Raw genomic sequence first — 21,145 nt, 5'->3', positions numbered from 1 at the left:
GGGACTGGCCGAAAGCCTGGTACCGGCGGGTACTCTCCCGCGGTGCCCATGCGATCAACGGCGATCGACGTCCTCTTCGTCAACTGGCGGGACCTGAGCCACCCCGAGGGCGGGGGCTCCGAACGGTACGTCCACCGCATGGCGGAGGGGCTCGCGGCCACGGGCCTGCGCGTCACGCTGTTCTGCGCGGCCCACGAGCGGGCCCCGGCCGAGGAGACGCTCAACGGCGTCCGGGTGGTGCGCCGCGGCGGACGGTTCTCGGTGTACCCCCACGCCCTCGCGTTCGTCCGGCGGCACCGGCCCCGACTGGTGGTCGACGTGCAGAACGGCCTGCCGTTCGCCAGCACGCTGGTGACCCGGGCCCCGGTGCTCAACCTCGTGCACCACGTGCACCGCGAGCAGTGGCCCATCGTGTTCGGGCGGTTCGGCGGTGCGCTCGGCTGGTGGCTGGAGTCCCGGGTGGCCCCGGCGGTGTACCGCCGGTCCCCGTACATCGCCGTCTCCCGGGCCACGGCCGCCGAGCTCGTCGGGCTGGGCGTGGCGGCCGACCGGATCGCCGTCGTGCCCAACGGTGTCGAGGAGCCGCCGCCGGTGACGTCCCGGCCCTCCCCCACGCCCAGGCTGGTGGTGCTGTGCCGCCTCGTCCCGCACAAGCGGGTGGAGCACGCCCTCGAGGTGGTGGCCAGGCTGCGTCCGCGGTGGCCGGACCTGCGGCTGTCCGTCATCGGTGAGGGATGGTGGGGCGACGAGCTGCGGGCCGCGGCGGAGCGGCTCGGTGTCCGCGAGCTCGTGGACTTCCACGGCTACCTCGACGAGCAGGTCAAGCACGAGGAGCTGGCCCGGGCCTGGGTGCACCTGTGCCCGTCGGTCAAGGAGGGCTGGGGCCTGGTGGTGACCGAGGCCGGGGCGCACCGGGTGCCGACGGTGGGGTACCGGTCGGCCGGTGGCCTGCGGGAGTCGGTGGTCGACGGTCGGACGGGGGTGCTCGTCGACGACCTCGACGAGATGGTCGAGGCCGTGGAGCGACTGCTCGCGGGCGAGGCGACCCGCCGCCGGATGGGCGAGGCCGCCGCCCGACACGCAGCGGGGTACAGCTGGGACGCGAGCGTGAAGGGCTTCGCCGACGTGCTGTCGGCAGCTGTCGCTGTCAGGCGGTCAGCGCGCGCCGTAGTCGAGGACGTCGACCTGCTGGCCGGCCTGCTCGAGGGAGTTGTCGGGGTCGACCGCGGCGGAGACACCGGCAACGGCGGCGACGGCGAGACCGGCCCCGCCACCGAGGGCGATCACGACGGCGATGAGGGTCTTCATCGGGGGGCTCGCTTCCGCAGGAGTCGACGACGGCCCGTCACGCTAGATGTCCCGGCGAAGATCCACAACAGCGAGCCCACGCAGACCCCGAGCGCCACCGCGTGAGCGGCCACCACCGCCGTCACCCGGACGGAGGACGGCTCGGGCGCCGGCCGGGCGCCGGGCACCCGGTGCAGCCGGAGATCGGGACCGTCCACCACCAGCGGCAACCCGATCACGGCGGCGGGCACGGGGCGGCCGGGGGTGCCCCGTTCGACGAGCACCCAACCGATGCCGAGGTCGGCGAGCGCCCGCGGGTCGTCGACGGCCGCGGCCACCGCGCGCGCCCGCTGGTCCTCCCCCGCCACCGCCCGGCCACCGACCACGAGCTCGTCGTCGGTGACGGTCGGGCGAGGCAGCCAGCGAGGCGCCGGATCCAGCAGCGGCCGGCCCGCGTTCCACTCGAACGCCCGGTAGCTGCCGAAGGGCAGCACGAGGACGTCGCCGGTGGCGTCCTCGGCCGACAACCGCTCGCGGACCCGTTCCCAGTCGGCCGGGTAGCTGACCGGCTGCAGCCGGCCCCCGGCGCCCCAGGCCAGGTCCGGCAGGGCGACCAGCGGGAGCGCCAGCACGGCCGCGACGGCGACCCCGCCCAGGCCCGGCGAACCGCTCCGCGCCGTGACCGCCGCGGCGAGGCGGCGGGCGCCGAGCCCGGTACCGACGGCCAGGGCCAGCGCCCACCACGCCGCCCACTTCTGCCCGTCCCGCAGCAGCCCGGCGCCCGGCACCGTCCGCACCACCCACTCGAACAGGTCGGCGAGGCCGGGGACGGCGCCGGCACAGGCCAGCACCACGCCGGCTGCGGCGAGCAGCAGCAGCCGGCGCGCGGGCCCGGTCAGCGCCTCCCGGGTGGTCCAGCCGACCGCGGCCACGGCCAGCAGCACCAGGGTGAGCAGCGGGACGAGCACCGAGGTGCGGCTGCCGGGGACCGCGCCGGCGTTCCAGATGCCGCCGGTCCCGAGCACCGACAGCAGCGTTCCGCCCCAGCCCTCCGGGCGCGCGGCGAAGGCGCCCACGCCCGCGGGATCGGAGGCGCCGCCCGCGGGGTGCAGCGCGCCGGCCACGATCCACGGCAGGGAGAGCACCAGGACCCCGCTCCCGGCCACGAGCAGCCGCTCGCGACCGACCAGCACGAGCACGAGGCCGGCGGCCAGCAGGGCGCCCGTCGGGGTGAGCGCCGCCGGCGCGCAGACCAGCAGAAGCCGGGGCAGGGCGCCCGGCAGGCGCTCGCGCACCCGCAGCGACGCCCGGGCGATCCAGGGCAGCGCGGCGTAGGCGAGCAGCAGCGCCCAGTGCCCCATGAGCAGCCGCTCGGCGAGGTAGGGGCTCCACCCGTACACCAGCCCCGCGACGGCGGCCGCGACTCCGCGCCGGCCGTCGGCACCCGGCGGAACCAGCCGCGCGGCGCCGAGGACGGCGGCGAAGACCGTGCCCAGGAGGACCGCCTTCTGCACCACGTCCCCGGGCACGACGGCCGTCAGCAGACCCATGACGGCGTCCACCGGCACGGCGCGCGGCAGGGAACCACCGAGGCCCAGGGCGTCCAGGTCGAGATCCTGCCTCGGTACGAACACCATGTCACGGAGGAGGACGAAGCCGGGGGCGAGCGCCGGACCGGTCACGAGCAGGGCCACGGCCAGCGCGAGCACCCGCGCGGGCCACGGCGATGCGTCGGGCCGGGCCCATCGCTGGTCCACGTGCGCTCGCACCTCCGTCCCGACAGCCGGCACGCCGGGCTCCCGGCGGACGAGCGCAGAGTATGGGGGTGAGCGCACTGGGATCGAGCAATCGCCGGCGGGACGTCGGCCCGGCGGCGCGGTCACCCCGTGCGCTCGGCTCGGCGGCCCTGGTGACCGTGGCATTCCTGGGCGCCAACGCGCTCGCCTACGTGTTCACCGTGCTCGCCGCCCGGCTGCTCGCCCCCGCCGCCTACGGGGAGCTCGCCGCGCTGCTGGGCGTCGTGCTCGTCGGCGCGGTGCCGGGCACCGGGGTCCAGACCACCGCCGCGCTGGTCCTCGGCGGACGCGCGGGCGACCCGCGGACGACCGGCCGGTTGCACAGCACCGCCCTGGCCGTGGGCCTGGGCGTCAGCGCCGGAGCGCTGGCGCTCGCACCCCTGCTGGTGGCCCTCCTGCACCTCCCCACCGCCGGCGCCGCGGTGTGGCTGGCGCTGCTGCTCCTCCCGCAGACCATGGTCGTGGGGTACCAGGGGCTGCTGCAGGGCGCGGGGCGGTTCCGCCGGCTGGCCGTCCTGACGGTGGCCTTCGGCGCGGGTAAGCTGAGCGGTGGGCTCGCCGGGTTGCTCATCGGCGGCAGCTCGTCGGGCGCGCTCGCCGGCATGACCGCCGGGGCGGCCCTCGCCGCGCTCGGCGGCTGGGTGGCCGCGGGCCGACCGGGGCTGGTGCGCGGCCTGGGCCGGCCCCTCGCCGCGTCGCTGCGGGCGGCCGGCGCGTTGCTCGGCCTGGTGGTGCTGCTCAACCTCGACGTGCTGCTGGCCCGCCACCACCTGCCCGGCGCGACGACGGGTGAGTACGCCGTCGCCTCGATCATCGCCAAGGTCGCGTTCTGGCTGCCGCAGGGCGTCGGCGTGGTCCTGCTCCCCCGGCTGGGCGACGCCGCCGGCCGGCACGCGGTGCTGCCTTCGGCGCTGGCCGCCGTGGCGGCCGTCGGCGCGCTGCTGACGGCCGGCACCGCCGCCCTGGGCGGAGCTGCCCTCCCGCTGATCGGGGGTGCGGCCTACGGCGACGAGCTCGGGAGCGCCACATGGCTCTTCGCGGCGCTGGGCACGCTGCTGGCGCTCGCCCAGCTGCTGCTGTTCTCCGGGATCGCCGCGGCCGACCGGCTCGCCGGCGTCGCGGTGTGGTCGGCCGCCGTCCTCGAGACGGTCGTGGTCTCGGCCCTCGCCGCCGCCGGCCGGTTGACGCTGCTCTCCCTGGTCTCCACGGCCCTGCTGACCGCCCTGCTGCTCGTGGGGGTGGGGCTGACCCGGCTGCACCGCGCCCGCGCGGTCCCCGCGATGACCGCCGACGGCGTGGTGCCGGCCCCGCGGGCGTGATCCACACCGCCGGGACGGGACGACTACTCGCGGGCCGGACAGGGCAGGAGGACCACGTCGTCGGTCGGCGGCCTCCGCGGGCGGCCGACCGCAGCCGTCCGTCCCCGAGACGAGAGGAGCGCCGCCCGTGGCGTCCGTCATCCATTACACGATCGCGACCGAGGCCGAGAAGAGCCCCGACTTCCGCCGGGTCCTGTGGACCGGCAAGAACACCCAGCTGGTCATCATGACCATCCCGCCGGGTGGGGAGATCGGCGAGGAGACGCACGAGGACATCGACCAGATCCTCACCTTCGTCAGCGGCATCGGTAAGGCCGTCATCTCGGGCAACGAGAAGAACGTCGCGCAGGGCGACCTGGTCGTCGTCCCCGCCGGCACGAAGCACAACTTCCTGAACACCGGCGAGAACCCGCTGGTGCTCTACACGGTCTACGGCCCGCCCGAGCATGCCGACGGCGCGGTGCACAAGACCAAGGAGGAGGCCGACGCCGCCGAGGAGTCGGGCGAGGACGAGCCGCCGACGTCCTGACCCCTCCGCAGGACCACCGGCCGGGGGGGGGGGGGGGGGGGGGGGGGGGGGGGGGGGGGGGGGGGGGGGGGGGGGGGGGGGGGGGGGGGGGGGGGGGGGGGGGGGGGGGGGGGGGGGGGGGGGGGGGGGGGGGGCGGCGCCGGGCCCCCCCCCCCCCCCCCCCCCCCCCCCCCCCCCCCCCCCCCCCCCCCCCCCCCCCCCCCCCCCCCCCCCCCCCCCCCCCCCCCCCCCCCCCCGTCCCCGGGTGCCGGGAGGGGGGTGGACGCGCCCGCCCCGGACGCGGGAGCGAGACTCGGCACCATGAGCGCACCGGCCCCCACGACGACGGGCACCGACGACGGCCGGTCGGTGGTGGCCGAGCTGCGGCGCGCCGGCATCGGCGACGTCGACGACTCGGGGCTGGCCCGCGCCCTCTACTCCTCCGACGCGTCGCTGTACCGCGTCCTCCCCCGGGCCGTGGTGCGGCCGCAGCACCCCGACGAGATCGTGGCGGCGCTCGAGGTGTGCCGCTCGCTCGGGGTGCCGCTGACCGCCCGCGGCGCGGGCACGTCGATCGCGGGCAACGCCGTGGGCACCGGCGTCGTGCTGGACACCAGCCGGTACCTGTCGCGGGTGCACGCGATCGACCCGGAGGCCCGGACGGCGACGGTGGACCCCGGCGTGGTCCAGGCCGCGCTGCAGACCGCCGCGCGCCCGCACGGGCTGCGGTTCGGCCCGGACCCCAGCACGCACAACCGCTGCACGATCGGCGGGATGATCGGCAACAACGCCTGCGGGTCCCGGGCGCTGGGCTACGGCCGGACGTCGGACAACGTGGTGGGGCTGGACGTCGTCACCGGCACCGGTGAGCGGCTCCGGCTCGGTCCGGTCACCGGGCCCGCGCCGGGCGTGCTCGAGGACCTGCACCGGCTCGTCGCCGGGCACCTCGCGACCGTGCGCACCGAGCTCGGCACCTTCGGCCGGCAGGTGTCGGGCTACTCGCTGGAGCACCTGCTGCCCGAGCGCGGCTTCGACGTGGCCCGGGCGCTGGTCGGCAGCGAGGGGACGCTCGCCGTCGTCCTTGGCGCCACCGTGCGGCTGGTCGCCGACGCTCCCGTCCGGGGGCTGGTGGTGCTGGGCTACCCGAGCATGGCCGACGCCGCCGACGCCACCCCCGGCCTGCTCCCCCACGAGCCCACCGCGGTCGAGGGGCTCGACCAGCGGATCGTGCAGCGGCTGCGCGACGTGCCCGCCGCCGTCGTCCCCGAGCTGCCGCGCGGCGACGGGTGGCTGATCGTGGAGCTGACCGGCGACACCGTGGCCGAGGTGCAGGGCAAGGCGCAGGGGGTGCTGGCCGACGCCGGCGCCCTGGACTCCCTCGTCGTCACCGACCCGGCCCACGCCGCGGCGATCTGGCGGATCCGCGAGGACGGCGCGGGGCTGGCCAACCGCACCTCCGACGGCCGGCCCGCGCACGCCGGCTGGGAGGACGCCGCCGTCCCGGTGGAGCGGCTCGGGGAGTACCTGCGCGGCTTCGAGGCGCTGCTCGTCGGCCACGGGCTGCAGGGCGTGCCCTACGGCCACTTCGGCGACGGCTGCGTGCACGTGCGCATCGACTTCCCGTTCGGGGAGGGGCCCGACCGCGGCCGGTCGGCGTACCGGTCGTTCGTCGAGGACGCCGCCCGGCTGGTCGCCGGCTACGGCGGTTCGCTGTCCGGGGAGCACGGCGACGGGCGGGCGCGCAGCGAGCTGCTGCCGCACATGTACTCCCCCGCCGCCCTGGACCTCTTCGCCCGCGTCAAGGCGGTGTTCGACCCCGACGACGTGCTCAACCCGGGCGTGCTGGTGCGCCCGGCACCGCTCGACGAGGACGTCCGGATCGCCGCTGCCCCGCCGCTGGTCTCGACCTCCCGCCGCCCCCTGGCGCTGGCCTACCGGCACGACGGCGGCGACTTCTCCGCCGCGGTGCACCGCTGCACCGGCGTCGGCAAGTGCCGGGCCGACCTGCAGTCCTCCGGCGGGGTCATGTGCCCGTCCTGGCCGGCGACGCGGGAGGAGAAGGACACCACCCGCGGCCGCGCCCGGGTCCTGCAGGAGATGCTCGCCCCCGGTGGGCCGGTGAAGGACTGGCGGGCACCGGAGGTGCACGAGGCGCTGGACCTCTGCCTGTCCTGCAAGGGCTGCTCGTCGGACTGCCCCACCGGCGTGGACATGGCCTCCTACAAGGCCGAGGTGCTGCACCAGTCGTACCGGCGCCGGCTGCGGCCGCGCGCCCACTACACGCTGGGCCGGCTGCCGTTCTGGTCGGACCTCGTGGCCCGGGCCCCGCGCCTGGTCAACGCGATGCTCGGCTCCGCGCTCGTGGGCTCGGTGGCCAAGTGGGGGGCGGGCATCGACCAGCGCCGGTCGGTGCCGCAGTTCGCCGCGCGCACCTTCCGGCAGCAGTGGGCCGACCAGCCGCTCCAGGGCGACGGCGCCCCGGTGGCGCTGTGGGTCGACTCCTTCACCGACCACTTCGCCCCGGAGGTCGCCGCCGCGACCGCCCGGGTGCTGACGGCCGCCGGCTACCGCGTCGAGGTGCCCGGCGCCGACACCTGCTGCGGGCTCACGTGGATCACCACCGGCCAGCTCGACAAGGCCAAGGGGATCCTCGGCGGCACCGTGCGAACGCTCGCCCCGCTCGCGGCGGCGGGCGTGCCGATCGTCGGCATCGAGCCCTCCTGCACCGCCGTGCTCCGCAGCGAGGCGCTGGAGCTGGTCGGCGGCGCGGAGGCCGAGCAGGTCGCCGCCGCCACCCGCACGCTCGCCGAGCTCCTGGCGAGCACCCCGGGCTGGACGCCGCCGTCGCTGGACGGCCTGGAGATCGTCGCCCAGCCGCACTGCCACCACGCGTCGGTGCTCGGCTGGTCCGCCGACGCCCGTCTCCTGCAGGACGCGGGCGCCCGGATGAACCGGCTCGGCGGTTGCTGCGGGCTGGCCGGCAACTGGGGCGTCGAGCGCGGGCACCACGACGTCTCGGTGGCGGTGGCCGAGCAGCAGCTGCTGCCCGCCGTCCGCGACCTGCCCGAGGACGCCGTCGTGCTGGCCGACGGGTTCTCCTGCCGCACGCAGCTCGACCAGCTCGCCGGGCGGCGCGGACGGCACCTCGCCGAGCTGCTGGCGGAGCGACTGGCCTGATCCGGGTCTGCGACGATGCCCCGGTGGAGCTCGAGGAGACGCTGCTGCCCGGTGTGGGTGTCCGCTACCAGATGCACACCCGGTCGGGTCAGGTGCTGGGCATCGTCGTGCAGCGGGAGGGCGGCGCGGAGATCGCGGTGTTCGACCGGCGCGATCCCGACCGCGCACGGGAGACGTTCCGGCTGGACCCGGAGGAGGTCGACGCCCTCGCCGAGGTGCTGGGCGCCCCCCGGCTGACCCAGCGGTTCGCCGACCTCTCCCGCGAGGTGCCCGGGCTGGAGTCGGCCCGGATCACCGTGCGGGAGGGCTCCCCGTACGCGGGCCGGAGCCTGGGCGACACCCGGGCCCGCACGCTGACCGGCTGCTCGGTGGTCGCCATCGTCCGCGGCGCCGACGTGGTCCCCTCCCCGTCACCCGCTGACCGGTTGTCCGCCGGCGACGTGCTGGTCGCCATCGGCTCCTCGGCCGGGCTGGAGCAGCTGGACCGGCGGATCGCGGGCCACGAGTAGCCCGCGGTGGATCACGTCGCCGCCCTGCTGCTCGAGCTGGGGCTGTTGTTCCTCGGCCTCTCCGCGCTCGGGCTGCTGGCCCGGCGCCTGGGCCTCTCCCCCATCCCGTTCATCCTCCTGGCCGCACTCGCGCTGGGCGAGGGTGGCCTGGTGCCGGTGGAGAACGCCGCGCCGTTCCTGGAGGCGGCCGCGGAGATCGGCGTCGTCCTGCTGCTGCTCACCCTCGGCCTGGAGTTCTCCGCCACCGAGCTGTTCGCGTCGTTCCGCCGGCACGCGCCCTCGGGGCTGGTGGACCTGGTGCTCAACGGCCCACCGGGGTTCGTCGCCGGGCTGCTGCTGGGGCTGCCCTGGGAGGGGGCGCTCGCCCTGGGCGGGGTCACCTACATCTCGTCGTCGGGGATCATCGCGCGGCTGCTCGGCGACCTGGGGCGGTTGGCCAACCGGGAGACCCCGGCGGTGCTCTCGGTGCTGGTGCTCGAGGACCTCGCGATGGCGCTGTTCCTGCCGCTGCTCGTGGTGGCCCTCGCCGGCCAGGGGCCGATGTCGGCCGCGGCCGGGGTCGGGCTGGCCGTCGGCGCGGTGCTCGTGGTGCTCCTCGCGGCGCAGCGGCACGGCCCGCGGCTGGGCCGGTGGCTCACCCACGACGACGACGAGCAGGTGATGCTCCGGCTGATCGGGCTGACGCTGCTGGTCGCCGGCGCTGCGCAGGCGCTGGGGGCCTCGGCGGCGGTCGGGGCGTTCCTGGTCGGGCTGGCGCTGCCGGCGTCCTTCGCCGAGCGGGCCCGTGCCATCCTCGGCCCCCTCCGCGACCTGTTCGCCGCCACCTTCTTCGTCGCGTTCGGCCTGGCCACCGATCCGGGCGCCATCCTGCCGGTGCTGCCCGCCGCCCTCGCGCTGGCCGCGGTCACCACCGTCACGAAGATCGGCACCGGCTGGTTCGCCGCGAAGCGGGACGGCGTGGCCGTCCCCGGCCGGCTGCGGGCCGGCACCGCGCTGGTGGCCCGCGGCGAGTTCTCGATCGTGATCGCGGGGCTGGCGGTCGGCGCGGGGATCCCCGCGGTCGGGCCGGTCGCCACCGGCTACGTGCTGCTGCTCGCGGTGACCGGTCCGCTGCTCACCCGGTTCGTGGAGCCGGTGGCGGCCCGGCTCGTCCGGGCACCGGTCGGCGCGTGAGCGCTCAGGCCGCGGCGCCGTCCCGCCGGGCGCGGGCCGCGGCCAGCACGTGGGGCGCGAGCACCGCGGCGATGGCCGCGTAGCCGGCCGAGGACGGGTGGAACCGGTCGGCGGAGAACAGCGCCGGGTCGGCCGAGAAGGCGCGCGCCACCTCGGCGGCGACCGGCGCCACCGTGGCACCGCCGGTGGTGGCCACCTGCGACTGCCGCCGCTGGAGGACCGCGCAGGCTCCCCGGACCAGCGCCCGCAGCGCGGGCGGCACGAACGGGACCATCGACATGTCCGGCGCCGGGACCACCACGACGTCGGTGCCGCCCGCGCGGAGCGCGGTCACCGCGGCCGCGAGCGCGCTCGCGGCCTGCTCGACCGGCACGAACCGGGCGAGGTCGTTGGCACCGATGACGACGACGGCGAGGTCGGCGGAGAGCGGCTGGGCCCGGCGCGCCTGGTCGGCCAGCCCGGCCGAGACGGCGCCGGGGACGGCCATGACGTGCAGTTCGACGTCGAACCCGTCGTCGGTCAGCACGCGGGTCAGCCGCGGCCCCAGGGCGTCGGAGGGGCGGGCGGCCCCGGTACCGGAGGCGAGCGAGTCGCCGAGGACGACCAGGCGGAGAGGAGTGCGGGCCACACCGGGTCCAACAGGACCGGGAGGCCGGCTATGCCGGGCCGGGCTCGGTCAGCGACCGCGCCAGACCGGGGGCCGGCGCTCCGCGAAGGCCGCGGAACCCTCCCGGGCGTCCTCGGAGGCGAACACCGGCGCGACGAGCTCGTCGTGCCGCGTCCAGGCCTCGTCCGGCGCCCACCCCGGCGCCTGCTGCACGACCTGCTTGGTGGCTGCCACCGCCAGCGGACCGTTCGCGGCGATCACCTCCGCCAGGGCGACGGCCTCCGCGACCGCCGAGCCGTCCTCGACCACGCGGTTCACCAGGCCGACCGCGGCCGCGCGCTCCGCGTCGACCGGCTCACCGGTCAGCAGCAGCTCCAGCGCGACCGCGCGGGGCACCCGCTGCGGCAGCAGGAGTGCGGCCCCGCCGGCCGCGACGAGCGAGCGCTTCACCTCCGGCACCCCGAACCGGGCGCCCCGGCCCGCCACCACCAGGTCGCAGGCGAGCACCAGCTCGAAGCCGCCGGCCAGCGCCCAGCCCTCGACAGCGGCCAGCAGCGGCTTGCGCGGCGGGGTGCGGGTGATGCCGCACAGCCCGCGACCGGGGATCGCGGGGCTCTCCCCACGCAGGAACGCCTTGAGGTCCATCCCGGCCGAGAAGGTGCCGCCCGAGCCGGTGAGCACCCCCGCTCGCAGGCCGCCGTCGGCGTCCAGCTCGTCGACCGCGGCCGCGACCGCCCGGGCGACGTCGGCGTCGAGGGCGTTGCGCGCCGACGGCCGGTTGATGGTGATCACCTGGACGGCGCCGCGGCGCTCCACCAGGACCTTGTCGTCGTCGACCATGACGCCTCCTCGGCGATGGGGAGAAGCGGCGCGGGGCCGGGCAGCCGGTGCGGCTGCCCGGCCCCTGCTGAGCGGATGGAACGGCCCCTCTGCAGGGCCCCACTGCGAGCGGAGCGAGCGGTGGGGGGCAGAGGGGTCCGCTCAGGCCTTCGGGCCGCCGGCGGCGTAGACGACCTGGCCGGAGACGAAGCCGGCGCCCTCGCTGACGAAGAAGGACACCAGGTGGGCGATGTCCTCCGGCTTGCCCGTGCGGGCCACCGGGATCTGCGAGGCCGCGCCCTTGATGAAGTCGTCGAACGGGATGCCCATGCGGTCGGCGGTCGCCTTGGTCATGTCCGTCTCGATGAAGCCCGGGGCGATGGCGTTGGCGGTGACGCCGAACTTGCCCAGCTCGATCGCGAGGGTCTTCGTGAAGCCCTGCAGACCGGCCTTCGCCGTCGAGTAGTTCGCCTGGCCGCGGTTGCCCAGCGCGGAGGTGCTGGACAGGTTGACGATCCGACCCCACTTCTGGTCGATCATGTGCTTCTGCGCGGCGCGGGTCATGAGGAAGGCGCCCCGCAGGTGCACGTTCATGACGATGTCCCAGTCGGAGTCGCTCATCTTGAACAGCATGTTGTCGCGGAGCACACCGGCGTTGTTGACCAGGACGGTCGGCGGGCCCAGCTCCGTCGCGATCCGCTCGACGGCGGCCTCGACCTGCGCGGAGTCGCTCACGTCGGCGCCGACGGCCAGCGCCCGGCCGCCGGCGGCCTCGATCGCCTCGGCGGTGCCCTTGGCCGAGCCCTCGTCCAGGTCGAGGACCGCGACGGCGAATCCGTCCTGCGCCAGCCGCTGGGCGGTCGCCGCGCCGATGCCGCGGGCCGCGCCGGTCACGATGGCCACGCGGGACGCGCCCGTGGTGCCTGCCTCGCTCATGTGAGTTCCCTTCGTCTCGGATGCCGGCGGTACCGGGGCGGAGGGCCCCGGTCCGCGGCGGGCTGCGCCCGACACGTTACGGCCGCCGGTTGCGGCCACGGTCACAAGGTCCGGTGCCGGGTCCTGCGCACCCGCCCGGACGACGTCGACCCGGTCGAACCCCTCGGCGACCGACGGCGGCACGAACCGCGCCCGGGTGGCGTGGACGCCCACCAGTGGCACGCGGGCCCGACCGGTACGGGCGTCGTTGCGGGCCAGGCAGACCTCCAGGGGCGTGTCCAGCCACACCGCGCGCACGGGCACGCCGGCCTCGCGGGCGAGGGTGACGAGCGGTGCGCGCTCCGCCGGTGAGGGGTTGGTGTTGTCGACGACGACGCTGCGCCCCGCGGCCAGGAGCTCGGCGACGACCCGCTGCTGGCGCGCCTCCCGGCGCCGGGCGTTCGGCCACTGGTCCTTGCTGACGACGACGTGGCTGCCGGCCAGGTGGCGGGCGATCCAGGTGCTCTTCCCGCTGCCCTGCAGACCGGCCAGCACGACCAGCTCCTGCCCGGTCAGCCCCGGCCCGCCGGGGTGGCCGCCGCGTCGTCGGTCTCCTCCGCCTCGGCGGCGGACGACCGGCGGTGCGGGTGGTGGTGCAGCCGCCGCATGGACGCCAGGGCGGCGTGCCGGTCGGCCATGCGCCGCCGGGCCCGCATCGTGCGCGGGGCGCGCGGCTCCTCCCGCAGCAGGGCGTCCAGCCAGTGGCCCCGGGGATCGACGTCGACCAGCAGGGCCTTGACCAGCAGCGTCAGCGGGATGGCGAGCAGCGCGCCCAGCGCGCCGAGGACCCAGCCCCAGAAGAGCAGGGCCACGAACGTCACCGTCATCGACAGGCCCACCGAGTCACCGACGAAGCGGGGCTGGATCAGGGTCTGGACGACGAAGTTCAGCAGCGAGTAGACGACCAGGATCGCGATGAAGTCGCCCCAGCCGCCGGCGAGCAGCCCGAGCACGGCGGGCGGCGCGACCCCCAGGACGAACCCGATGTTGGGCACGTAGTTGGTGATGAAGGCGAGCAGCCCCCACAGCGGGGCGGCCGGCACGTCCAGCAGCGCCAGGGCGATCGTGTCGCCGATCGCGACGATCGCCCCGAACACCGTGCTCACCAGCAGGTAGCTGCGGGTGCCCCGGGTGAACAGCCGCAGCGCCACCGGCAGGTGGGGGCGCTCGGCGCCGATGAGGGCCAGCCGCCTGCCGAAGCCGCTGCTCTCGATGCCCATGAAGACCAGCGCCGACAGCAGGAGCAGCAGGGTGGTCGCCGCATCCGTGAGCCGGCTCAGCAGGTCGGTGGCCAGCCCCACCAGCGAGCCGTAGTCGATCTGCTCGACGAGGTCCGACAGCTGACCGGAGACGATCCCCCGGCTGTTGAGGTCGGCGACCACGTCGTTGATCAGCAGCTGCGCCCGGTCGGCGTAGTCGGGCAGCAGCGCGGCGAACTGGGCGACGGCGGCCACCAGCAGCGCGACGAACGCCAGCAGCACCGTCCACACGAGCAGCAGCAGCACGGTGGTGGCCAGCCAGCGCGGCACGCCGATGCGGCGCAGCCACCCCTGCACCGGGGTCAGGGCGATGACGACGACGAGGGCCAGGAACACCGGCGCCACGAGCCAGGCGATCGCCTGCAACCCGGCGATGGCGATGGTGGCGGCGGCGGCACCGCCCACCAGGAGCAGCCAGCGCGGCAGCCCGGGCTCCGGTGCCGGGACCACCGCCGCCGGGTCGGGCCCGGCCGGCTCCGGCGCGCCGGCCGGTGCCGCGTCCTGCCGGTCCGGCCGGATCAGCGGCAGCGGCCCCGTCTCCGGCAGGTCATCTCGTGCTGGCATGCCCGCCTCCCCCTCGGTCGCGCCCGGGCGCACCGGCTCCGCCGACCCGCCGGTCAGTCGCGGGCGGCCAGCAGCGCGGTCATGGCCGGCAGGTCGAAGAACGCCGCCGTCTCGCGGGCGCTGGGGCCACCCGCGTCCGGATCGGCCCCGGCCGCGAGCAGCCGCTGCACGGTCTCGGCCGACTGCTTGAAGACCGCCGCGGCCAGGGCCGTCTGGCCGCGGTCGTTGGCCCGGCCGTGGTCGGCGCCACGCTCCAGCAGGGCGGCGACCGTGCCGCTGTGCCCGTGGTAGGCGGCGAGGATGAGCAGGGTGTCGCCCTTGTCGTTGGTGAGGTTCACCGGGACGCCGGCGTCCACGTACGCCACGAGCTCCTCGGTGTGCCCGCCGCGGGCGAGGTCGAAGACCCGTCCGGCGAGTTCGATGACTCCGGGATCGATCGGCTGGCCGCTCACCCGACCCAGGGTAGGAGACGAGCGGCCGACGGCTCCGCAGGCCAGTCCGTCCCCGCCGTCCCGGACGCCCCGGACGCGGCCCGGCCCGTCTCCGCCGGCACTACGCTGACCGTCGTGGCGGCCGACTCGCACCTGGAGTCGGTGCTGGTGGGCGCACCCGAACCCGCGGTGATCGTGCTCCAGGAGGACCACCGGGCCTGGGCGGCCCGCTTCCGCCAGGTCCGCGACGAGGTTCTGGCCGTCCTCGGTGACCGGGTGGTCGACGTCCTCCACATCGGGAGCACGGCGGTTCCCGGGCTGGCCGCCAAGCCGGTGGTGGACGTGCTGGTCACCGTTCCCGACGTCGCGGACGACGACGCCTACGTCCCTGCCCTGCGGGCAGCAGGATTCGCTCTGCGCGTGGTCGAGCCGGGGCACCGGATGCTCCGCACCCCGGCCCGGGACGTGCACCTGCACGTGCGCGCGACCGGCGACCCGGCCGTCACCGACCACCTGCTCTTCCGTGACCGGCTGCTCCGCTCCGCGGCCGACCGGCAGCTGTACGAGCGGACCAAGCGGGACCTCGCCACCCGGCGGTGGGCGGACATGAACCACTACGCCGAGGGGAAGTCCGCCGTCGTGCGCCAGATCCTGTGCCGGGCACGTCAGAGCGCCAGCTTGTAGCCCGCGTGCGAGTGGACGAAGCCCAGCCGTTCGTAGAACCGGTGCGCCTCGCGGCGGGCGAGATCGGTGGTCAGCTGCACCAGCGCGCACCCCTGGCGGCCCGCCTCCGCGATCGCCCACCCGAACAGTGCCGTCCCGAGGCCCGTGCCGCGCCGGTCCGGCCGCACGCGCACGCTCTCGATCTGCGCGCGCAGGGCTCCTCCGCGGGACAGGCCCGGGATGACCGAGAGCTGCAGGGTGCCGACGACCGCGTCGCCGTCCGCGGCCGTCACCAGCAGCTGCGCCGGATCGCGCTCGATCCGTCGGAACGCCGCCCGGTACGGCGCCAGGTCCGCGGCCCGCTCACGTGCCCCGCCGATCGGGTCGTCGGCCAGCAGCACCACCAGGGCCGGGAGGTCGGCTGCCGTCGCCGGCCGCACCCGTACGGTGCTGCCGGGCAGCGGTCCCCACGCCGGCCTCGTCACGGCCGGGCGACGCGGTCGGTGAGCGACAGGACGTGCGCCCAGGCGTCGCGGCAGGCCTCTGCCCAGGCGTCGTGCGACCGGTCGAAGAACGAGTGCGGCGCGCCCTCGTAGACGACGAGGTCGACCTCTGCCCCGGCCGCGCGCAGCCGGTCGGCCAGGGCCCGCTGCTCCGGCACCGGCGTCACGCTGTCGGCGCCGGCGACCAGCATCACCGTGGGCAGCCGCGCCCGGTCGGCGGCGTCCCCCACCAGCGACGGGCGGCCGTAGAAGCCGGCGCAGCCGGCCAGGTCGAGGTCTCCACCGGCCAGCCGCCACGAGTGGCTGCCGCCGAAGCAGAAGCCGACCGTGACCACCGGCAGCTCCGCGCCGGCCCGCTCGCGCAGGTGGTCGATCGCGGCGGCGACGTCGGCGTCGATCCCCTCCGGCGTCGTGCGCGGGATGTGCGCCTGCCAGTCGAAGTCCTCGGGCCGACGCCGTCGGCGCAGACGCCGGCGGTGCGCCCGAACCAGTCGATCGCGACCGCCGCCAGCCCCGCCTCGGCGAACCGCTCGGCCAGGGCGACGTAGTACGGGTGCAGGCCCCGGATGTCGGGGAGCACGACCACCCCCGCGCGCGCGGGCTCCGCGGGCAGCGCGGTGGCGGCCGTGAAGCAGGCGCCGTCAGCGGCGGTGAGCGTGGTCGTGGCGCGTTCGCGCACCGGCCCGCTGCGCGGCGGGGCGGGCGGACGGCTGTCGTGGTCGTGGCACATGTGGTGTTCCTCCGTCCAGCTCCCGGCCGTGGGTGGCCGGCGTCCTCACCCGCCGGAGGCCGGCGCCGGGTCGCACCGGCCGACGGTGGCCGACGGTGGCCGACCGCCATCCTCGCCGTCCCGCCGCTCCCCCGCTGGGCGGGCGCTGCACGCAGCAGCGGGCCGCTCAGTGGGCGAGGAAGACGTCGTGCTCCGCGCACTCCGCGGGGACCGTGACACCGGCGACCTCGTGCGGGCCCGGTTCGACCGTTCCGGACGAGTGCTCGAGCACGAAACCGCCGCTCACCTCGACCTGGTCGCCGAGCGCGGCGGTGCCGTGGCCCGGGATGCTGACGGTCAGGGGATCGTCCTCGACGACCTCGGTGCCGTGCGGCCACACGATGACGTAGCCGCTCGCCCCGAGGCAGCCGCCGACGACCTCCAGCCGGCCGCCGCCGAGCGCGTCCATGCCCGCCTCTGCGCGCTCGGCGACGAGAACGGTCGCTCCCCCGGCCCGGACGACCTCGCCTCCGCAGCCACCGAGCGCGAGCGTGACCGCCAGGACGGCCAGCAGCCGGTCGACGCGCCCGCGGGCCGCACTCGTCACGTGCGGTCCGACGATCGGCACGGAGCCTCCGTTCCCGTCACCCCGGGGGGACGACGGGGTGCGCTCAGCCGCGGAGCAGGACCGCGACCCCCACGCAGCCGGCGGCCCACAGCCCGCTCGCCAGGGTGCCCACGATGAACCGCTCGGCGGCCGCCGGCGCGCGCAGTTCGGAGAACCGCCCCAGCCCCTTGATCGCGAGGACGACGGCGAGCCCCTCGGGCCAGCCGACCAGCAGCGTGCTCGCGATCGCCCCCCGCTCGAGGACGCCGATCCATGCCCCGCCGCGGAGGATGTCGGGATCCTGCGGGCCCCCGGACACCCCGGCGGCGGCCGGGTCGGCGGCGTGCAGCACCGCCGTCGCCACCGGTCCCCCACCGGTGACCGCCGCCAACGCGGCGAGCAGGGCGCCGGCCTGCGCCGGGCCACCGCTGCTCTCGGCCGGCCAGGCGAAGGCGGCGGCGACAGCCAGCGCTACCACCAGGGCGATCGCGCCGGCGGCGCCGGGCGTCCGCTCGCCGCGGAAGGACAGGACCAGGCCGGCCAACCCGGCCAGCCCGAGGAGCAGCAGGACCGCGGTGGTCATCCGGCCGCCCTCGCCAGGAGCCGGGCGGCCGTCGGCCGCAGCTCGCGCTCCAGCTCCCACGAGGCGGCAGCCAGGCGCTGGCCCACCGCCTGCCGCGAGACGCCGAGGGCTGCGGCCGCCTCGGCCTGGGTCCGTCCGGCCTCGACCAGCTCGATCGCCTCCCACGCCTGCTCGCTACGCCGGCCCACCAGCACCGCCAGCGCACCGAGCACCGCCTGTGCGTCGCCGGCGTCGGCCGGGACCGCCCCGCGCACGGCCAGCCGCACCGGCCGCTGCTTGGCCGCGTCGACGGCCCGGCGGGCGCAGAGGAAGGCCGGCCCGGCAGCGGCCCGGGTGCTGGCCGGCAGCGGCTCCTGGACCGCCCCCGCACCGATGCCGATGCTCCAGCCGCCCAGCCGGACGAGGCGCAGGGCGACGTCGACGGCGGCGTCGGGCTCGCCGAGGACGCCCTGGAACTCGTCCCCCGCCGTCCGTTCGAAGGCCAGGACGGTGGGGACGTCGGCGTTGAGCTGCGCCAGGACGTCGCCGACCCGGTCGGGCCCCCGCCGGCTGGCCCGTTGGTCGATGGTCAGCACGTACGGCACCGCGAAAGCCTTACACCTTTCTCTGGATGAAGCAAGGATCAGAGCTTGTCGGCCACATCGGCCGGGAACCCCCCGGTGGCGATCGGCCCCCAGCCGGTGACGGTGATGCGCAGCAGCGCCTTGCCCTGCCGCGCCATGGCCGCGCGGTACTCCGCCCAGTCGGGGTGCTCCCCGCTGATCGACCGGTAGTAGTCGACCAGCGGCTCCAGCGCCTCGGGCAGCTGGAGCACCTCGGCCTCGCCGTCCAGCTGCACCCAGGGGCCGTCCCACTCGTCGGAGAGGACGCACAGGGAGACCGACGGGTCGCGTCGCGCGTTGGCGACCTTGGCCCGCTGTGGGTACGTGGACACGACGACGCGGCCCTCGGCGTCGACCCCGCAGGTGACCGGCGAGAGCTGGACCCCACCCTCCCGCCGTCGGGTAAGCAGCACCGCACGGTGCCGGGGGCGGAGGAACTCCACGAGGGACGCCCGGTCGACCCGGTCGGTGGTCGCGATCTTCGGCATGCCTGCACGCTACGACGCGGGTGTGATGATCGTTTCCCGCCCGGTCAGGTGCGTGCATCTGTGTTGAGATCGCAGCATGAGGATCCGCTTGCCCGGTCGCACCGAGCCGCCACCGGACGAGACGGCCGACGACGTCGAGCCGGACGAGCCCACCCCCTCCGCCGGGGTCGTGCCGGCCACGCACGCGCCGGTGCCGACCACCGAGCGGGGCGAGCGCCTCCAGCGGGCGAGCCGACGGCTGGCCATCGCCTCGGGCGAGCTGCTGCTCATCGTCGGCGGGGTGATCGTGCTCGGCTACGTCCTGGGCAAGCTCTGGGTCATCCTGCTGCCGGTCGTCCTGGGCCTGCTGTTCACCACCGTGCTGTGGCCGCCGACCCGGTTCCTGCGCAACCACGGCTGGCCGGCCGCGCCGGCCGCGATCACCGTCCTGCTCACCTTCTTCGCCGCCTTCGGCGGGATCATCGCGCTCATCGCCCCTCCCGTCGTGGGCCAGGTCGAGGAGCTCGCCGAAGGCGTCAGCGTCGGCCTGGAGCAGCTGCAGGACTGGCTGACCGGGCCGCCGTTCAACCTAGGCGAGGAGCAGATCGGCAGCGCCGTCGACCAGGCGATCAACACGATCCAGGGCAACGCCCAGAACATCGCCGGCTACGCCGTGACCGGCGCCACCGCGATCGGCGGCCTGCTGATCAACCTGGTGCTGGCGCTCGTGCTGACCTTCTTCTTCCTCAAGGACGGCCCCCGCTGGGTGCCGTGGCTCGCCGCGCAGACGGGCCAGCCGGCCGCCCCGCACGTGGCCGCGCTCTCCTACAAGACGTGGTCGACGCTCTCGGAGTTCATCCGCCAGCAGGCCATCGTCGGGTTCGCCGACGCGTTGTTCATCGGCCTGGGCCTGTGGATCCTCGACGTCCCGCTGGTGCTGCCGCTGGCGGTGCTGACCTTCTTCGGCGCGTTCGTCCCCATCATCGGTGCGTTCGTCGCCGGCGGTTTCGCGGTGCTGATCGCGCTGGTCGACCAGGGCTTCACCACGGCGCTGATCGTGCTGGGCATCGTGATCCTCGTGCAGCAGATCGAGGGCAACGTCCTGCAGCCGATCCTGCAGGGCCGCGGGCTCAACCTGCACGCCGCCGTGGTGATCCTGGCCGTCACCGCGGGCGCCAGCCTGGCCGGCATCATCGGCGCCTTCCTCGCCGTCCCGGTGACCGCGCTGATCGCCGTCTGCTACCGGTACGCGCGGGACCAGCTCGACGGGAAGTCCCCCGAGGTCCTCCCCGACGGCACGCGCGCGCAGATCGTCGACGACCCGGCCGGTGCCCGCCTGTCCCGGGAGCAGGCCGACCCGCCCGGTCATGACGGCGGGCAGGAGCCCAGCGCCACGCAGCCGCGCGGCACGGGCGCGACCAGTACGGAGGCCAGCGAGGAGGACGCGGCCACCCGCTGAGCGCCCGGACGGGTGGTGGCGACGGCCCGCCGGGAATGCGGCGGGCCGTCGCGCGGCTGTAGCGGCCAGCGCGACCCGGCCTCGCGCCGGACGACCCGACAGGAGGTGCCCCCGTGGCCCAGCGACCGGAGGACCTGGTCGAACTGCTCCCGGCGGCGGAGCCGTTCCTCACCCGCGAGGCGACCGTCGACGACCCGGCCGAGCGCCGGGGCCTCGTGCTGGTGCACGACCTCGCCGGAGACTTCGATGCCGCGTCGGCGGGCACGCTCGCCGGCGCCCATCTGCTGGCCGGGCTGCCGCACGAGGTCATCGCCCGCTTCGACGCCGACAGCCTGATCGACTACCGGGCCCGACGTCCCCGCATGACCTTCAACGCCGACCGGTACGAGGGCTTCACCGCCCCGGAGATCGCGCTCTACGCCGTCGAGGACGACGCCGGCGAGACGTTCCTGCTCCTCCACGGCGCCGAGCCCGACTACGCCTGGGAACGGTTCGTGGCCGCGGTCGGCATGCTCGTCGAGCGGCTCGGCATCACCTCCGTCGCCGCGCTCCAGGCGATCCCGATGCCGGTGCCGCACACGCGGCCGGTCACCGTCACCGCCCACGCCACACGACGGCAGCTCATCGAGTCCTATCCGGTGTACTGGGGCGAGATGCGCATCCCCGGCAGCGTCTCGGCCCTGCTGGAGCTGCGCATGGGCGAGGCCGGGGTCGACGCCTTCGGCGTGGCCGCGCACGTCCCCCACTACCTCGCGCAGGCCACTTACCCCGCCGCCTCGCTCACGCTGCTCGAGCACCTGGAGCAGCTCACCGGGCTGCGCCTGCCCACCGAGTCGCTGCGCGAGGCGGCCGAGCTCCACCGCTCGGAGGTCGACGCGCAGATCGCCCGCTCGGCGGACAACGTGGCCGTCGTCGCCGCCCTGGAGCAGCAGTACGACTCGTTCACCGCCGCCCGCGAGGGCACCGACCTGCTGGGCGGCGCCGGCGAGGTGCCCAGCGCCGAGGAGCTCGGCGCCGAGTTCGAGCGGTTCCTCGCCGACCAGGACCGCAAGCGCGACTGAGCGGTACGCCCCGTCGTCCCAGGACGACTCGGCACGGCAGAAGGCCGACGGGCCGCGATGGTGCTGT

At 76.1% G+C, this 21,145-nt stretch carries 21 protein-coding genes; 9 read left to right on the top strand and 12 right to left on the bottom strand.

Features of this window, described 5'->3' with window-relative positions; translation table 11 throughout:
• Positions 1 to 48 precede the first annotated feature (48 nt).
• The gene (locus ACI79Q_RS12130) at positions 49 to 1,413 is read left to right on the top strand and encodes a glycosyltransferase family 4 protein (protein WP_456590737.1); all 1,365 of its coding nucleotides are present in this window, start codon (positions 49 to 51) and stop codon (positions 1,411 to 1,413) included.
• On the opposite strand, the gene ACI79Q_RS12125 is transcribed toward ACI79Q_RS12130, so the two are convergent.
• A complete protein-coding gene (locus ACI79Q_RS12125; protein WP_456590734.1) occupies positions 1,305 to 3,044 on the bottom strand; it encodes a hypothetical protein in 1,740 nt (579 codons plus the stop codon). The genes ACI79Q_RS12130 and ACI79Q_RS12125 overlap by 109 nt on opposite strands.
• 68 nt (positions 3,045 to 3,112) lie before the next feature.
• Between ACI79Q_RS12125 and ACI79Q_RS12120 the strand changes: the two genes are divergently transcribed.
• The 5 genes from ACI79Q_RS12120 to ACI79Q_RS12100 all read left to right on the top strand — a co-directional run bounded on the left by ACI79Q_RS12120 (position 3,113) and on the right by ACI79Q_RS12100 (position 9,769).
• A complete protein-coding gene (locus ACI79Q_RS12120) occupies positions 3,113 to 4,402 on the top strand; it encodes a hypothetical protein (RefSeq protein ID WP_456590735.1) in 1,290 nt (429 codons plus the stop codon).
• 127 nt (positions 4,403 to 4,529) lie between these two features.
• Positions 4,530 to 4,931, top strand: coding sequence for a cupin domain-containing protein (locus ACI79Q_RS12115; RefSeq protein WP_456590736.1), 402 nt, complete (start codon positions 4,530 to 4,532; stop codon positions 4,929 to 4,931).
• A gap of 300 nt (positions 4,932 to 5,231) precedes the next feature.
• Entirely contained in the window at positions 5,232 to 8,087 is a 2,856-nt protein-coding gene (locus ACI79Q_RS12110) for an FAD-binding and (Fe-S)-binding domain-containing protein (RefSeq protein WP_456614752.1), read from the top strand.
• A gap of 23 nt (positions 8,088 to 8,110) precedes the next feature.
• The gene (locus tag ACI79Q_RS12105; protein WP_456614751.1) at positions 8,111 to 8,596 is read left to right on the top strand and encodes a cation:proton antiporter regulatory subunit; all 486 of its coding nucleotides are present in this window, start codon (positions 8,111 to 8,113) and stop codon (positions 8,594 to 8,596) included.
• 6 nt (positions 8,597 to 8,602) lie between these two features.
• Positions 8,603 to 9,769, top strand: a complete 1,167-nt coding sequence (locus tag ACI79Q_RS12100; RefSeq protein ID WP_456590459.1) for a cation:proton antiporter — start codon at positions 8,603 to 8,605, stop codon at positions 9,767 to 9,769.
• Positions 9,770 to 9,773: 4 nt separating this feature from the next.
• Here ACI79Q_RS12100 and ACI79Q_RS12095 read toward each other — a convergent pair whose 3' ends face one another.
• The 5 genes from ACI79Q_RS12095 to ACI79Q_RS12075 all read right to left on the bottom strand — a co-directional run bounded on the left by ACI79Q_RS12095 (position 9,774) and on the right by ACI79Q_RS12075 (position 14,445).
• Entirely contained in the window at positions 9,774 to 10,397 is a 624-nt protein-coding gene (locus ACI79Q_RS12095) for a GDSL-type esterase/lipase family protein (RefSeq protein ID WP_456590460.1), read from the bottom strand.
• A gap of 48 nt (positions 10,398 to 10,445) precedes the next feature.
• Positions 10,446 to 11,216: a crotonase/enoyl-CoA hydratase family protein gene (locus ACI79Q_RS12090; protein WP_456600598.1), complete on the bottom strand. Its 771-nt coding sequence runs from the start codon at positions 11,214 to 11,216 to the stop codon at positions 10,446 to 10,448.
• Positions 11,217 to 11,357: 141 nt separating this feature from the next.
• Positions 11,358 to 12,665: a 3-oxoacyl-ACP reductase FabG gene (fabG, locus tag ACI79Q_RS12085; protein ID WP_456590462.1), complete on the bottom strand. Its 1,308-nt coding sequence runs from the start codon at positions 12,663 to 12,665 to the stop codon at positions 11,358 to 11,360.
• Positions 12,666 to 12,682: 17 nt separating this feature from the next.
• Complete coding sequence (locus ACI79Q_RS12080) at positions 12,683 to 13,993, bottom strand: AI-2E family transporter (RefSeq protein WP_456590463.1); 1,311 nt, start codon at positions 13,991 to 13,993, stop codon at positions 12,683 to 12,685.
• A gap of 53 nt (positions 13,994 to 14,046) precedes the next feature.
• Positions 14,047 to 14,445 (bottom strand): ankyrin repeat domain-containing protein, encoded by a 399-nt coding sequence (locus ACI79Q_RS12075; RefSeq protein WP_456590464.1) that lies wholly within the window; start codon positions 14,443 to 14,445, stop codon positions 14,047 to 14,049.
• A gap of 114 nt (positions 14,446 to 14,559) precedes the next feature.
• On the opposite strand from ACI79Q_RS12075, the gene ACI79Q_RS12070 reads away from it, so the two are divergent.
• Complete coding sequence (locus ACI79Q_RS12070; protein ID WP_456600599.1) at positions 14,560 to 15,108, top strand: GrpB family protein; 549 nt, start codon at positions 14,560 to 14,562, stop codon at positions 15,106 to 15,108.
• On the opposite strand, the gene ACI79Q_RS12065 is transcribed toward ACI79Q_RS12070, so the two are convergent.
• From ACI79Q_RS12065 to ACI79Q_RS12040, 6 genes are all read right to left on the bottom strand, one after another.
• Positions 15,090 to 15,527, bottom strand: coding sequence for an N-acetyltransferase family protein (locus ACI79Q_RS12065; RefSeq protein WP_456590466.1), 438 nt, complete (start codon positions 15,525 to 15,527; stop codon positions 15,090 to 15,092). The two genes, ACI79Q_RS12070 and ACI79Q_RS12065, sit on opposite strands and share 19 nt — an antisense overlap.
• A 41-nt stretch (positions 15,528 to 15,568) precedes the next feature.
• The gene (locus tag ACI79Q_RS12060) at positions 15,569 to 15,988 is read right to left on the bottom strand and encodes a dienelactone hydrolase family protein (RefSeq protein ID WP_456614781.1); all 420 of its coding nucleotides are present in this window, start codon (positions 15,986 to 15,988) and stop codon (positions 15,569 to 15,571) included.
• Positions 15,989 to 16,486: 498 nt separating this feature from the next.
• Entirely contained in the window at positions 16,487 to 16,927 is a 441-nt protein-coding gene (locus tag ACI79Q_RS12055) for a hypothetical protein (protein WP_456590468.1), read from the bottom strand.
• A 43-nt stretch (positions 16,928 to 16,970) separates the two neighbouring features.
• The gene (locus tag ACI79Q_RS12050; protein WP_456590469.1) at positions 16,971 to 17,489 is read right to left on the bottom strand and encodes a hypothetical protein; all 519 of its coding nucleotides are present in this window, start codon (positions 17,487 to 17,489) and stop codon (positions 16,971 to 16,973) included.
• Entirely contained in the window at positions 17,486 to 18,073 is a 588-nt protein-coding gene (locus tag ACI79Q_RS12045) for a hypothetical protein (RefSeq protein ID WP_456590470.1), read from the bottom strand. The genes ACI79Q_RS12050 and ACI79Q_RS12045 overlap by 4 nt, the downstream gene beginning before the upstream one ends.
• A gap of 38 nt (positions 18,074 to 18,111) precedes the next feature.
• Entirely contained in the window at positions 18,112 to 18,579 is a 468-nt protein-coding gene (locus ACI79Q_RS12040; protein WP_456598419.1) for a PPOX class F420-dependent oxidoreductase, read from the bottom strand.
• Between the two features lie 76 nt (positions 18,580 to 18,655).
• Between ACI79Q_RS12040 and ACI79Q_RS12035 the strand changes: the two genes are divergently transcribed.
• On the top strand, positions 18,656 to 20,017 hold the full coding sequence (locus tag ACI79Q_RS12035) for an AI-2E family transporter (protein WP_456590472.1): 1,362 nt from the start codon (positions 18,656 to 18,658) through the stop codon (positions 20,015 to 20,017).
• A gap of 113 nt (positions 20,018 to 20,130) precedes the next feature.
• A complete protein-coding gene (locus ACI79Q_RS12030) occupies positions 20,131 to 21,078 on the top strand; it encodes a proteasome assembly chaperone family protein (RefSeq protein ID WP_456614750.1) in 948 nt (315 codons plus the stop codon).
• The last annotated feature ends 67 nt before the right edge of the window (positions 21,079 to 21,145 follow it).

This window comes from Blastococcus sp. SYSU DS0828 (assembly GCF_054050975.1).
This window is presented reverse-complemented; position numbering and strand designations above follow the sequence as displayed.